Raw genomic sequence first — 13,383 nt, 5'->3', positions numbered from 1 at the left:
GGTTCTAGAGGCGATACCTTCTGAAAGCGTAAACCCAGCCAGCACAGCCAGGGTTTATCCGGCTGATGACGACAATGTGAACGCGAATAGGGCAAGCCGGCTGGAGGGCCCGGGCTAACGCTTGGGATGGCCGGTCGATACCTTTGGAGAACCGGAATAGACGATGCGCCGTCTCGGGACCGCCTGGAACACGTCCGCAGGCTTGAGATCGTCTGCCGCCGCGCTTTCGCTGGCAGGAACCTCGCTGTCGACTACCGGGGCGGGCGCCGAATACCGGACGCGAAGCTGGCGCCAGACTTCGGCGACCACGACCAGCAGGACGCCCAGCGCACAGCCGACGAATCCGGCCAGAGCGAGCAGGATCTTCTTTCGCGGCCAGGACGGATATTCGGGCGGCTGCGCCTGACTGATGATACGGGCGACAGGCATGGTGATCTGCTCCAGATTGGCCACCTCCTTCGCCCGGCCCAGCACGTTCTCATAGACCGCACGGGTGGATTTCGCCTCCGTCTCCAGCTCCCGCAGGACGATCAGGTCCTGATCGCTGACGTTGGAGGATGTCCGCAGCGTTTCCATCTGGCGCTCGAGATTGGCGACGCGCTGGCGGGCGACGTCCAGCTCCACCTTCTTGCCCTCGCCGATCGCCTGGATCTCGCTGCGGACCAGCGACGAGATACGGGCCACCTCGGCCTTGGCCCGCAGCAGCGAGGGATGTTGCGGCAACAGCGCCGCGGCAAGCGACGCCTCGCTGCGCACGGCGCGGGAATATTCCTCGAGCAGCTGCGTGACACGCGGAGAGTTGACCACTTCGCCGAGGGCGGTCGGTGCCACCTCCCGCTTGAAGTAGCGCTGGATCTCCTCATTGGCCGCCGTGGCGCTGGCAAGCGCGCTGCGGGCCTCGACGAGCTGCGTGTTCAGGCCGCCGAGTTCCTGGCCGACGAGCAGGGTTCCGTCCACCGCGCTTTGCAGCCGCTTCTCGGCGCGAAACTGCTGCACCTTTTCCTCCGCCTCCCGCACGCGCTCGCGCAGGCCGATCAGGCGGCTGTCGATCTGCTCCGCAAGCTGCCGGGAGGAGTTCAACTGGAACTGCTGCTGTTCGCGCAGGTAGGATTTCGCCACGGCCTGCGAGAGGTCGGCGGATTTCTGCGCGCTTTGCGACTTGACCCCGATCGAGATGATGTAGGTCGCGCCCTCGCGCGAGACGGTCATGGCTTTTGCGAGCGCCTCCGTGACCTTGCCCACGCGCCGCTCGGGCGTGTCCGCAGCCGCCTCCTTCGCGAATTCGGGATCCTCGACGAGCTTGTACTCGGTCACCACGGGCTCCAGCACCGCGGCGGACGAGACGATCAGGAGCTGGGTATCGAGGCCGAGCGCCTCGCTTCCGACCAGCGAAGGCGCGTTGGCGTCCTCGAAAGGCTTGCGGCTGCTCGGATCCACGACGATCCGCGTCCAGGCCGTGTAGATCGGCGGGACGGTGAAGACATAGGCGGCCGTCAGCCCCACGGCGAGGATCGCGACGAGCGCGATGACGGGCAGGCGCTGATACAGCTTGCGGGCAATCGCCCAGGGGTCGATCATCCCGTCGCCGTCTCGGTTTTCAATGGAGGCGTTCGTCATCGACCCGCTCGGTTGAGGTTATGCCGCACCACGCCGTTCCGGCGGCGCACGCGCGAATTCCTTCCTGACTTAATTCATTATGGTTAACGAAGCTTCAAAATCCGGACCGGCGGTTCCCCTCGCCCCGGCGGCCGGCCTGCGCCCAGGCGCCCACGAGCAGAAAGAGCATCCACACCACCGAATAGCCGCGAAACCAGCTGCTCTCCAGGAGGTTGTGGCACAGGGTGACGATCACGATCGACATGAAGAGCCAGGCTTCCGCGATACCGGAGCGCCGGTCGTTGGGCGCACGGCAGACATTGTAGAGAACGCAGGCAAGGAAGGCGACCAGCACCAGCAGCCCCGCCAGGCCGAGCTCCACCGTGACATCGACATAGCCGTTGTGCCCTTGCAACAGGACGGCGACGAAACCCGGGGCTTCGGTCAGCACGATCGATCCCGGGCCGATATCCCAGAACGAGCCGTAGCCCTGCCCGAGCACCGGCCTGCGGCTGATCACGTCGCCGAGGAAATCCCAGATGATGGTGCGTCCGGTGAAGGTCGTGTCGTCAAAGAGCAGCATGGAGAGATCGGCGAAGCTGAAATCCACCAGGTTGGTGACGAACAGGCCGACGAAGAGGCAGGCGAGCAGGCCGAAGAAAAGCGGAAACAGCGCGTTGATGCGCAGGAACCGGCTGGCCGCCACCACCGCGAGGGCAAGGAGCGGGATGAGGAGCGCAAGGCCGAGCGAGGTCTTGGACTTGCTGACGACGAGTTCCAGCACGGCGGCCGCCGCCAGGCCGGCCGCGACGAACCGGCCGAGGCCGCCGAGCCGCATCATGCCATAAAGGCAAAAGATGAACCCGTAGGCGACGATGAGGCCGAGTTCGTTCTTGTGCGTGTAGATGCCCTGATGGCCGAGCCTGCCCGCCGGCAGCAGCAGCACGGCGACGAGATTGAGGGCGATGGTAACGAAGAAGACCGCCATGAGGCGGTCGATCTGGGCCCTGCGATCCTCCACGAGGAAGGCCGGGAGCACGAGGGCGGCGACCACGATGAACTGCAGCGTGGCCCGGCGGAACGCGATGGATGGCACCGGCGACCAGAGGATGCTGGCGAAGGCGAGCACCATATAGAGGCCGACGATCACCACGAGCGGCTGCTTCAGGGCCTCCTCCAGCCGCGCGAGCCGGTGACGGAAGGCGACCGCGATCGAGCCGAGAAGGAGGAGCCAGAAGACCTGGTTCAGGAGGTTGGAGCTCGACGCCGCAGCCGTCGCCGGGTCATCGACGGCGGGCGCCGTGCGGAACACGAAAAGGGGCATGAGGATCGTTGCATAGCCGACCGCGATCGCCGGGACCCAGCCGAGCAGGCCATCGGAACGCGACCGCTCGCGCGTGACGGCTATCCCGTTTTCCACCACTTCGCTCAACCTGATCCTCGCGCGTTGCGGAGCGTGCCACCCGGACGCGAAAGTGCCGAACGCGCTTTTGCCGGAATGGCTCTAGTTGTGCAGTCCGCTTCGGTCGAGGCCGAGCGCCTGTATCACATCCGGATCGATCTTGCGTGATTCATTGTCAAAAACCAACCCGAAACCGGGATAGCCGTCGCCCGCGTTGTAGTCCCAAAGGGCCCAGCCGAAGCCGTTCGCTTCGGCGGCCTTGCGGACATGCTCCAGCCAGAGGATACGGCCCGGGATTTCCGGCAGCCCCTCCGGCTCGCGGGCGACCCCGAATTCGCCGATGATCAGCCGCGACGGCGCGATCTTCTGCGCGTCGACCCATTGCCGCATGGCGGCAAAATGGCCCTGGACATAGGCGTCGTCCACCAGCGGCGGATCGTCATAATAGTTCGCGATCACACCCCTCGCCTGCTTGAGCGTGTCGCCCGGCACATCGACGCCGGCGCGCTGGCGCGCCGCGATGAGCTGTTTCGTGCGGGCAAGCGCAACGGCCTTTTCGGCGCCGACGCCGGGATAGGCGAGACCGGACATGTGGCGCAGCGGCGCATTGGCGAAGGGAAGGCCCTGGTGCGTGAAGGGATAGGGTCGATAATAGTGCACGTCGACCAGCGTATTGGCGTCATACGGCTCCATCTCCAGATGGGGCAGCGCGTCGGGCGAGGACCAGCATCCCGTCGTCAGGACCAGCGCGAGGTCCGGCGCGATCTCGCGAACGGCCGCATAGAGCAGCGGCTGCATCCGCGTCCATTCGTTGGCGCTCGTCAGCCGGCAGTCCTCCTGGGGCTCGTTCATCAGCCCGAGTGCCGTCTTGTCCGCCGGCAGGTCGCGCAGATAGCGGGCGAGTTGCTTCAGCCATTCGCCATAGGCGTGGAACGCCGCGCCGTCGGCATCCGCAAGAATCCTCGGTGCCGACCAGTTCGGATCGAAATGATTGGGATGCGCATCGACGAGGACGCCGAAACCGGCGGCCTGCAACCGCCGCACCGTGTCGTAGAGTGCGTCGATGAGCAGGCGCCGTTCGGCTTCCGTCACGGCAAGGAAAGGAGCGGGCGCCACCGGCAGGCGGACGAAATCGAAACCGACGGCCCGCAGGCGATGGAGCTCCGCATCGTCGATCCGGGCAAGCGGCCCCTGGAAGGGCGGCCAGAGGAACGCGCCGGGAACCTCAGGATCCTCCATCGGCAGGCTGTGCAGCCGGGCGAGATTGATCCCCCGCCGAAAGGCCGGCGCATCCGCCGCCAGCGTCGCGGTTGCCGCGCCGAAAAGCAGGACGGCCAGCAGGGCGAGAGAGCAAAGACGTTTCACAGCAGCCTCATTTCCGTGCGCATCGTTCCGCCGGGCGGCGCCGAACCGCGGAACACCAGTTGGGCGGAGGGCACCTTCACGCCGAAGTACGGCGAACGCCAGCCGAGCCGCCCGGCCTCCCGTCCGCTCTCCAGCGTGGCCGCCCAGCCTTGCGGCCCGGCAAGCCGCATCAGCGGCAGGCCGTCGGCCACGAAGTCGAAGGTGCCGGGCCGGTCGGTCGCCCGGATGTCAACGCCCTCCCCCGACAGGAAGGAAATCGCGACGGTCTCGGTCGGCGCCGCCGCACCGTCGAGCCGGTCCTCGATATGGAACGTGTCGGCGGAGAGGCGCCGCAGCAGGCGGGCATGCGCGACGCCGAAGCGCGCGCGGTAGCCGTCATGGGCGGCGGCGCAGGAAAAGGCATCGAGGCGCTCGTCGACCGCAAGCCCGCGGGCCTGCGCCTTGGTCTTCCAGTTGAAGGCGCCCGAGACCAGGCTGGAGCTTTCGCCGCCGATCGACAGCGTGTTGTGCAGGGGCGTGCCCCGGAAGGCATCGCGCCAGGCGCCGCCGGCGTGATAGAGATAGGTTCCGGCATCCGCAAGCAGCGCCTTGCCGCCGTAGTCGAGCCAGACGGCCAGCGTATCGGCATGGCCGTGCGCGGCGATCGACAGGAAGCCGAGCGGCCCGTGATCCATGGCAAGAACCAGCTGCCGCCCGTGCACCCGGTCGCGCAGCACCGTGTAGCCGCCCTCCGGGAAGGTGCGCACGCCCACGCCCTTCACCGGCGCCAGGCGGCGACCGAAGACGAGATCGCGCAGATGTGGCGGCGCGGCCGGCGGGGCGATGTCCGGCCGATCGCAGACCGCCGCCGCCGCCGAGACGACGGAGGCGACATAGTGCCGGTCCGCCTCGGGATCGCTGACGATCACGCGGCCCTCGTCGTCGTCGCCGATGCGCGGCACCGCGCCGTTTTCGTCCATGAACCAGGTGAGCGCCTCGCCGACGGCGGCGAGCTTTTGCAGCACGGCCTGCGGCAGCGGGTCGTCCGCGGCCTGCCCCACGCGCGCGGCCGTCAGGTAGAGCTCCAGCGTGAAGGCGGTGTAGGTCGGCGATTGCTCGGCGCCGATGCCGTCGGCATGGAACTGGCGGTCGGCCTCCTCCGCCAGCACGCGGCGGGCATAGGCGCGCCAGCTCTTCGCCGCCGGCAGGTCGGGGCAGGCCGTGGCGATGACATAGAGGCCGACGGCCTCCGCGATCAGATGGTTGTTTGCCGAGGAGAACCGGGACGGATAGCGCCGGAGCCAGGTGCCGGTCGCGGCGAGGAAGGCGCGGATGGAACGGCGGGCGGCCGGGGAGAAGGCGTCGTCACCGACCAGCCGCGTCGCGACAAGCACGCTGATGGCGCGCAGGGCCAGTTCGATGCCGGACGGCCAGTTGATGCCGTGGAAGGGCGGATTGTCGGCGATCCAGCCCGCGATCTCATCCGACACGAACGCGCCGAGCTCCGCCCGCCCCGTGCGCGCGGCAAGTGCCGCGATCGGCTGCAGATATTGCAGCCGGTTGATTTCCCAGACATATTTCACATCGCCATAGACATCGCTATGCCGGTAGTTGATGTCGAAGCAATAGCGGTCCCTCGGCCATTCCCGGCGCGAGCACGGATCGAAATGCCAGAGCGAGGCTTCGCCTGCCGGCGGCCATTCCCGCCCGAGGAAATGGTGCCGCCGGGCCATCGCCAGCTCCGCGACACGGTCCCAGCGCGCAAGCAGGTCAGCATCGGCCAAGGCGGGATCGATGGCGACGGGAAAGACGGGAAGCGGTCCGTCCCCCACATCGAAGCGCGCCCAGCCCGGTTGCGCCAGCCGGGCGGACCGTTTCCTCGCCAGCTCGCCGACCCGGTGCGCCACTTCCGCCGTGGACATGGCGGACAGGCGCCGGGCATACCAGGCAAGGCGGCTCGAAAGGCGGCCGGCCGTCATCGCCCGGCCTTCGCGCCGATCTTCTCGAACAGGCGCTCGTAGGCGGCGAGCAGCACCGGCGCCGAATGCTCCCAGGAGAAGGAGGTGAGGATGCGCTTGCGCCCGAGTTCGCCCATGGCCTCGCGCCGTTCGGGATCGTCGAGCAGCGCCACGATCCTTTCACCGAAGTCCCGCACGTCGTCGGGCTTCGCATAGAGCGAGGATTCGCCAGCCGACACCCGCCCTTCCCGCGTCTCGAACTGCACGATGGGCTTTTTCAGCGCCATGTATTCGAGGATCTTGTTCATGGTGGAAAGGTCGTTCATCGGCGTGACGCGGTCGGGGTTGATGCAGACGTCCGCGGTGTTCAGCATGTCGAGCATGATGTCGTCGGGCGCGCGGCCCGTGAAGGTGAAATAGCGCGACAGGCCGCGCTTCTCCACGGCCTCAATGATCGTCGGCAGCTCCGGACCGCCGCCGACGATGCCGAAATGGATGTCCGTGCGGTGCAGCGTGTTGACGATGTGGTCGACGGCCTCGACGAGCAGATCCATGCCCTCCTGCTGCCCGATGACCCCGACATAGCCGACGAGAAAGGTAAAGCCCTTCTTCAGTTCCTCTTTCGGCGGACGGATCTGGAGCTTTTCCATCTTCGGCCCCGAGCGCACCACGAACACGTCGTCCGCTGCCATCCCGCCCCGCCGCATGGCGATCTCACGGTAGGATTCGTTGGTGGCGATGGAGACCGTGGCCGAGCGGAAGGTCAGCCGTTCGAAAAAGCGCGTCACGCGGTGCAGGAAGCCGCGCTTGCCGAACTTCGCCTCGAAGAGTTCCGGGCAGATGTCGTGATGGTCGAACAGGAACTTCACGCCGAACGGCCGGAAGAGCCAGGCGATGAGGAAGATCAGGTCCGGCGGGTTGCAGCCGTGGATCACATGGAACCCGTGCCGGCGGCGGATCTTGAAGGCCAGTCGCGCTTCATGGAAAAGCGCGGAGGAATATTCCCGCAGGTAGCCGAGCGCGCCACGCGCGTCGATCGGCAGCGGGTGGCGATAGATGTGCACGCCCTCCCGCTCCTCGTAAAGCGCTTCGAAACCCTTGCCGGTGGGGCAGATGACCGAGACCGCGTAGCCGGCGGCGCGGAGCGTCGTCGCCTCCGACCAGACGCGGCGGTCGAAGGGCACGGGCAGGTTTTCCACGATGATCAGCACGCGCCGATCGAACGGCCGGTCGACCGCGGCCTCGACCTCCTTACCAGTTAACACCTTCATAGCGGTCCTCCAGCTCGTTCACATTCTTCAGTCGCACGAGGTCGTAGAGCCGCTGGTCGGGGCGCATTCGTGCAGGAAGGCTCTCGAATTCCGGATCGGCGTTGCCGACGATCAGCACGTCGCCGTGCGCCGCGACCCGGTCGAAATCATCGACGAGGATCGACGAGATATGCGGGATGACGTTCAGGATGTGATCGCGGTTGGCGCCGTAGAGCCGGGCGAAATTGACGAAGCGGTCATAGATGAGGATATCCATCCCCTTGCCGAGCAGGCGCTCCACCAGCGTCACCAGCGGGCTTTCGCGCAGGTCGTCCGTGCCGGATTTGAAGCTGATGCCGAAGATGGAGATCTTGCGCCGGCCATGGGCCATGATCTCGTTGAAGGCGCGGGTGACCTGTTCGTCGTTCGAGCGCAGCAGGCTGTTGAGCAGCGGCAGCTCCAGGTCCAGCTCGCGGCCCTTGTAGGAGAGCGCCCTAACGTCCTTCGGCAGGCACGACCCGCCGAAGGCGAAGCCCGGCATCAGGTAGCGCGGCGAGATGTTGAGCTTCTCGTCCTTGCAGAAGATCTTCATGACCTCGTGGCTGTCGACGCCGACGGCCTTGCCGATATTGCCGATCTCGTTGCCGAAGGCCACCTTGACGGCGTGCCAGGCATTGTCGGCATATTTGACCAGCTCGGCCACGTCGACGGAGGTCAGGAAGCGGGGCGCCTCGATGCCGTCGTAGATCGAGGCGATCGTCGCCGCCACGGCTTCGGTCTCGCCGCCGGCGACGATCTTCGGCGGGTTGTCGTAGTCGAAGACCGCGCTGGCCTCGCGCAGGAATTCCGGGTTGTTGCCGATGGAGAGCGCGGCATCCTCGCCGGCATGCTGGCGCAGGGTCGGGATGATGAGGTTGCGCATCGTGCCCGGCAGGACCGTGGAGCGGATGACGACCGTGTGCGGGCGCTTCTTGCGCGCAACGGCGGCACCGATCTCCTGGCAGACGCGCACGACGATATCGGTGTCGAGCGAGCCGTTCTTGCGGCTCGGCGTGCCGACGCAGATCAGCGACATGTCCGTGGCGCGCACCGCCTCGTCGACATCGGTGGTCGCACGCAGCCGGCCGTTCTCGATGCCGGCGCGGATCAGTTCGCCGACGCCCTCCTCGACGACGGGCGAGTTGCCGCTGTTGATGATATCGACCTTGAGCTGCTGGTTGTCGACGCCGATGACATCATGTCCGTCCCGCGAAAGGCAGGCTGCCGTCACGGCTCCGACATAACCAAGGCCAAATAGCGAAATCTTCATGCGAACCTCTGCAATGGTGCCGTTTGCCGGCGTGATGACGAACGCCGCTGCCGGACCTGCGTCCTAGCGGCAAAACCTTTCGGATACCCTATCCCGGCGCGTGAAGGCCGGCTTCACGCACCACGAGCGGCATTTTCCCGCTTTTCTCCCGCGCGATAGCCTCGCAGAAGCGGATTTCCACCCGCATCGTCCCGGGCAGGCGCGGCGCGAACTTCGCGGCGATTGCCGCCTTCAGCGTCTCGTCCGCAGGCCCCTCGGCAACGGCGAGCACCAGCACGCGGTCCGGGTCGGTCTGGCGCAGCTGCATCTGCACGAGGCCGTCGATGGAGCGCGGAATATGGTTCATGCCGATCAGCCGGCTGCCGTCGGGGGCGATCAGATAGTCGCTTTCGCGCCCCTCGATGCGGGCGAAGGGCCGGATGCCGAGCGCCACCTCTTCGGCGCCCTGCGCGTCGGCGGCGTCCGCAGCGAGCGCGATGTCCCCGGTGTCGTAGCGCAGCAGCGGCTGCGCCTCGTTGCGCAGATTGGTCGCGACGATGCGAAAGCGTCCGCCGCCCTCGCCCTCCGGCTGCAGCTCCACGCGGCCATAGGCCGGCATGAACCGGTAGGCCGACGCCTTCAACGCATAGGCGAAGCAGACCCGCTCGGCCTGGCCGTAATAATCGGCGACGCAGGCGCCGAAGAGCCGTTCCGCCCGCGCGCGAAGCTCGTCCGTCAGCACCTCGGAAGAGGTCAGCACGACCGGCACGTCGAGCCGCCAGCCGCGGCGTTCCATGCAGGCCGCGAGCATGTCGAGCGCCGAGGGATAGGCCCAGATGACGCCCGGCGAAAATTCCTTCAGCGCGGCAAAGAAGGTTTCCGCCGTGGCGGTGTTCAGATGGGCGACGGAGAAGTTCATGATCCGCCCGCCGCGCTCCACGCGCCAGTAGGGCGGCGTCCGGTCGGACGGGTCCTTGATGGCCTCGCCGCGCAGCACGGCGATCCTGTCGCGCCGGAAGTCGCCGCCGGCGAGCGCAACCACATGGTCGATCGCGGCCTGCTCGAACACGACGGAGGCGAAACTGCGCTTGATGGCGAGCGGAATGCCGGACGAACCGCTGGTCGCCGCCGCCGTGGTCAGGAAACCGGACGAGGAGCGGTAGCGGTCGGGACCCGAGCGCAGCATCTCCTTCGTCAGGAGGGGATGGGCATCAAGGGATTTGCCCCGCCAGGCCGCATAACCGGGCAGGCCGGAGGCGGCCGCGAGGGTCCGCTCCACGAGGCGCTGCTGGAGCGCCCTGCGGCCGTCGATATCGCTGTCGTCGAAAGCGGCAAGCTCCCGCCGATAGGCGTGATAGAGCGGCGGGAAGCGGCGCACCAGCGCATCCCCGAGGGACGCCATCCTGAGCCGGGCGATCGCGTTCGTCATCGGCCGTTGTCCGCGTTCGCCACGACACGGCTTATGAAATCGTCATAGGCCTTGACCATGTAGTCCATCCTCAGGGTTTCGCGCCGGGCGGCGGCGTTTGCCGCAAGGCGCTGCTGTTCCTCCGGCGCGGCAAGGAAAGCCGCGAGCCCCTTGTGGAAATCGGCCTCGTCGCCGGCGATCAGCAGGCTGTCCTCCCCCTCCGTCAGATATTCGATCTCGGGGCTGTGGAAGTCGTGCTTGCGCGTGATGATGGGGCGGCCATGGGCGAAGGCGTGGTTGATGGCGAGGCCGAGATAACCGGGGATGACGACCGCGCGGCAGAGCTTCATGGCCTTGGCGATGCGCAGGTCGGACGGGTCGATCGCCCCGGCGAAGCGGATGTTGCGCGCCCCGCCGGCAAGCGCCTCGAGCCTGGCGCGCTCCTCGCCGTCGCCGATCACCAGCACGTCCACCGGCCGCCCGTCCACTTCGGGAGAGGCGACGGCGAAACGCACTAGGCTGTCCACCTCCTTGCGCGGCACGAGACGGCCGACATAGAGCAGCACGTCGGAACCCGGCCGCAGGCCGAACTCGGCGCGGATCCCGGCATCGTCGAACGCTGCGGCCCTGTCGGCGAGCACGATCTGCTCCTCGACGTCGATCGTGTTGCGCACGACCTGGATCCGGTCGGCGGGCACGCCGATCGACAGGAGATGTTCACGCCCCTTCTCGGTATAGGCGAGATAGCCGTCGCCAAGCCGCGCGAGCCGGTCGGCGGCCCAGCGGGCGATCCGGTCCTTGAGCGGAGGCCGCGCGCCGCCCTCCTCCCACGAGCCGTAGGCCTTGCGATAGCCGAAGCCCCACCAGAAGACCGGCCGCCTGCGCAGCTTGGCAAGCGCAAGGATGGCAAAGCTCGACAGGAACTTGAACTCGTGGCCGATGACGACGCCGTCGAACCGACCCTTCACATAGCGCGAGACCGCCGCCTGCCAGATCAGCAGCGCCTTTTTCAGCCGCAGCTCCACGGTGCCGACTTCGACATTGGCGAAGGGAAACGGCGGCTTGGCCACTTGCAGCGAGGTATTGGACGGCGGCTTGCCGTGGAAGACGACATACTGGTTGCGGGAGGTCTCGGCCAGCCGCACGTAGAAGCCCCGCCGGTAGACGGGAACGCAGCCCTGGTGGAAGATCGCCACGCGATAGGGTTTTGCGGGTTTCTGCAGCATCACGTCCCCCCTCCGCTGCCGCCGTAATAGCCGGCCCTCTGCCAAAACGTCAGCTTGCCCAGCGCCGACATGACCTGCATGGCGTTGCGTGCATAGAACTGGCGGCTGAACGGATAGCTCGCCGCCGCGAGCGGCGAGAAGACGACGAGCTGGGCGAGCGCCTTCACCGCAACCGCGAGGAAGGTCGACACCGGCCGCGGCGCCCAGGCGATCCTCACATGGGTCGTGTTGCGCGCGGTGACAAGCTTGCGGCGCAGGAACGCCGGCAGCGACGCCTTCGACTGCGGCCAGAACTCGTGCACGGTCGCATCCGCCACCCAGATGATCTTGCGCCCCTTGCGGTAGAGGCCATGGGTGAATTCCGTGTCCTCGCCGCCGGACCGGCCGAGGCGCGGGTCGAAGGGCGGGGTGCCGTCGAAGCAGGTGGCGACGCGGAGCATGATATTGCCCGTGCGTGCGGCCTGCAGCGTCCCGCCGGTCGCCATGGCCTCGCGCTTTCCAAAGAAGAAGGGCGTGGGGTCCCAGCCGAGCGCCGGCTTGTTCTCGAAGACCGGCAGGACGGGCCCGGTGCCCATGTCGGCCTCATGGGCGAGCAGCGCGCGGTGGAGGTTCGCCAGCCAGTCGGGCTCGGCGGTCTCGTCGTCGTCGATGAAGGCGATGAACTGGCCTCTTGCCGCGGCCACCCCGGCGTTTCGCGCATGGGAAATGCCGCTTCGTGCCTCGTGCACGTAGCGCAACGGCGGTTCGAGGCCCGACAGGCTCTCCACCCAGGCTCGCGCGTTCGCGTCCGGCGTGTTGTCGACGACGATCATCTCGAAGGCGTGCCCGTCGGCAAGGCGCTGGGCGTAGACGGATGCGATCGTCCGCCGCGCCATCACCTCCCTGTCAAAGGTGCACATGACTACCGAAATCAAGGTCAAGCGCTCCATCCTTCCTGCCGGCCCGTTGGGGCTGCGGTTTCCGGCGCCTTCGCAACCGACAATCGCATACGCCGTTCCCCAAGCTGATGACGGTTCGTGTCTAACACGGCGTTAATTTCGGCCGTCCAGTTCCCTTTCGGTGCAGGTTTCGTAGTTGCTTGGTTAATGTGCGCGAAACGAAAACGATCAAATGCGAAGGAGGTCGGCTACCAGCGATAGCGCAACCGACGCGCGATCCGATAGGCGAGGCCCCGGGCCTTCGCGCCGGGGCGCGCGAGCGGCAGGAGTCCGCTCCGGGGATCGAAGGTTTCGGTCAGCGACCGGCGCGGGCAGAACCAGACGTCGCGATAGGCAAGGCCCGTGGAGCTCGTGAAGACGCGGTCGTAGCGCTCCGCCTTCAGCCGCCGCAAGACCGAGCGGTCAAACCCGCCGAAGGGGATCGAGGCATAGGCGACCGGCGTGCCGAGCACATCCTCGATCTTCCTACGGGCATCCACCAGTTCGCGGCGATATCCCGCCTCGTCGAGGGAACGCCAGTCGACGTGGTCGTGGCCGTGGCTGCCGACCGTCATGCCGGCCGCGGCGATATCGCGGATCTGGGCGGCGGAGAGATAGCCTTTCTGCCCGATCCGGCCGGCGAGAACGAAGAAGATGCCGCTCCGGCCATGATCCGCCAGCACCGGCAACGCGACGTCGTAGTCGGAGAGATTGCCGTCGTCGAAGGTGACATGCGCCTCGACCCCGGTCTTCGCCTCCAGGTCGTCGAGGCCGGCGATCGTTCGGCGGAAGACCTCTTCCGTCACGAAATAGCGCAGCTCCCCTTCCGCGGGCGGCACGATCGGCGCGCCGATGCCGTGGAAGGTGAGGTAGAGCGTGTTCGCAAGCATGGCGTCTCCGGCGGCAACAGGGCGAGCGTCCTCCATCTACGCCGCAAAGCTCAAGAAACGGTTTACCGGCCCTGCCGCCATTGCGCGCAATCCGCCATTGTTCT

Annotated in this window: 10 protein-coding genes; all 10 read right to left on the bottom strand. The window is 67.0% G+C overall.

Features of this window, described 5'->3' with window-relative positions; genetic code table 11:
- Positions 1-114 precede the first annotated feature (114 nt).
- Entirely contained in the window at positions 115-1,617 is a 1,503-nt protein-coding gene (locus WMC41_RS25620) for a GumC family protein (protein WP_272808077.1), read from the bottom strand.
- Positions 1,618-1,711: 94 nt separating this feature from the next.
- Positions 1,712-3,019 carry an O-antigen ligase family protein gene (locus WMC41_RS25615; RefSeq protein WP_432349344.1) on the bottom strand — a complete coding sequence of 436 codons (1,308 nt, stop codon included), beginning with the start codon at positions 3,017-3,019 and terminating at the stop codon, positions 1,712-1,714.
- 81 nt (positions 3,020-3,100) lie between these two features.
- On the bottom strand, positions 3,101-4,363 hold the full coding sequence (locus WMC41_RS25610; protein ID WP_432348776.1) for a glycoside hydrolase family 5 protein: 1,263 nt from the start codon (positions 4,361-4,363) through the stop codon (positions 3,101-3,103).
- The gene (locus WMC41_RS25605) at positions 4,360-6,321 is read right to left on the bottom strand and encodes a heparinase II/III domain-containing protein (protein ID WP_432348774.1); all 1,962 of its coding nucleotides are present in this window, start codon (positions 6,319-6,321) and stop codon (positions 4,360-4,362) included. Before WMC41_RS25605 ends, WMC41_RS25610 begins: the two co-directional genes overlap by 4 nt.
- The gene (locus WMC41_RS25600) at positions 6,318-7,571 is read right to left on the bottom strand and encodes a glycosyltransferase family 4 protein (protein ID WP_432348772.1); all 1,254 of its coding nucleotides are present in this window, start codon (positions 7,569-7,571) and stop codon (positions 6,318-6,320) included. Before WMC41_RS25600 ends, WMC41_RS25605 begins: the two co-directional genes overlap by 4 nt.
- Positions 7,552-8,859 carry a nucleotide sugar dehydrogenase gene (locus WMC41_RS25595; protein ID WP_244766082.1) on the bottom strand — a complete coding sequence of 436 codons (1,308 nt, stop codon included), beginning with the start codon at positions 8,857-8,859 and terminating at the stop codon, positions 7,552-7,554. The genes WMC41_RS25600 and WMC41_RS25595 overlap by 20 nt, the downstream gene beginning before the upstream one ends.
- 88 nt (positions 8,860-8,947) lie before the next feature.
- Positions 8,948-10,267 (bottom strand): hypothetical protein, encoded by a 1,320-nt coding sequence (locus WMC41_RS25590; RefSeq protein WP_432348770.1) that lies wholly within the window; start codon positions 10,265-10,267, stop codon positions 8,948-8,950.
- Entirely contained in the window at positions 10,264-11,472 is a 1,209-nt protein-coding gene (locus tag WMC41_RS25585; protein WP_432348768.1) for a glycosyltransferase family 4 protein, read from the bottom strand. Before WMC41_RS25585 ends, WMC41_RS25590 begins: the two co-directional genes overlap by 4 nt.
- Positions 11,472-12,392: a glycosyltransferase gene (locus tag WMC41_RS25580; protein ID WP_432348766.1), complete on the bottom strand. Its 921-nt coding sequence runs from the start codon at positions 12,390-12,392 to the stop codon at positions 11,472-11,474. The genes WMC41_RS25585 and WMC41_RS25580 overlap by 1 nt, the downstream gene beginning before the upstream one ends.
- 206 nt (positions 12,393-12,598) lie before the next feature.
- Positions 12,599-13,279, bottom strand: a complete 681-nt coding sequence (locus tag WMC41_RS25575) for a polysaccharide deacetylase family protein (protein WP_432348764.1) — start codon at positions 13,277-13,279, stop codon at positions 12,599-12,601.
- Positions 13,280-13,383: the final 104 nt, after the last annotated feature.

The organism is Shinella yambaruensis, assembly GCF_050859155.1.
In the GTDB taxonomy this organism is placed as follows: Bacteria; Pseudomonadota; Alphaproteobacteria; order Rhizobiales; family Rhizobiaceae; genus Shinella; species Shinella yambaruensis.
The sequence above is the reverse complement of the archived record's forward strand: the minus strand, read 5'-3'. Positions and strand labels throughout refer to the sequence as shown.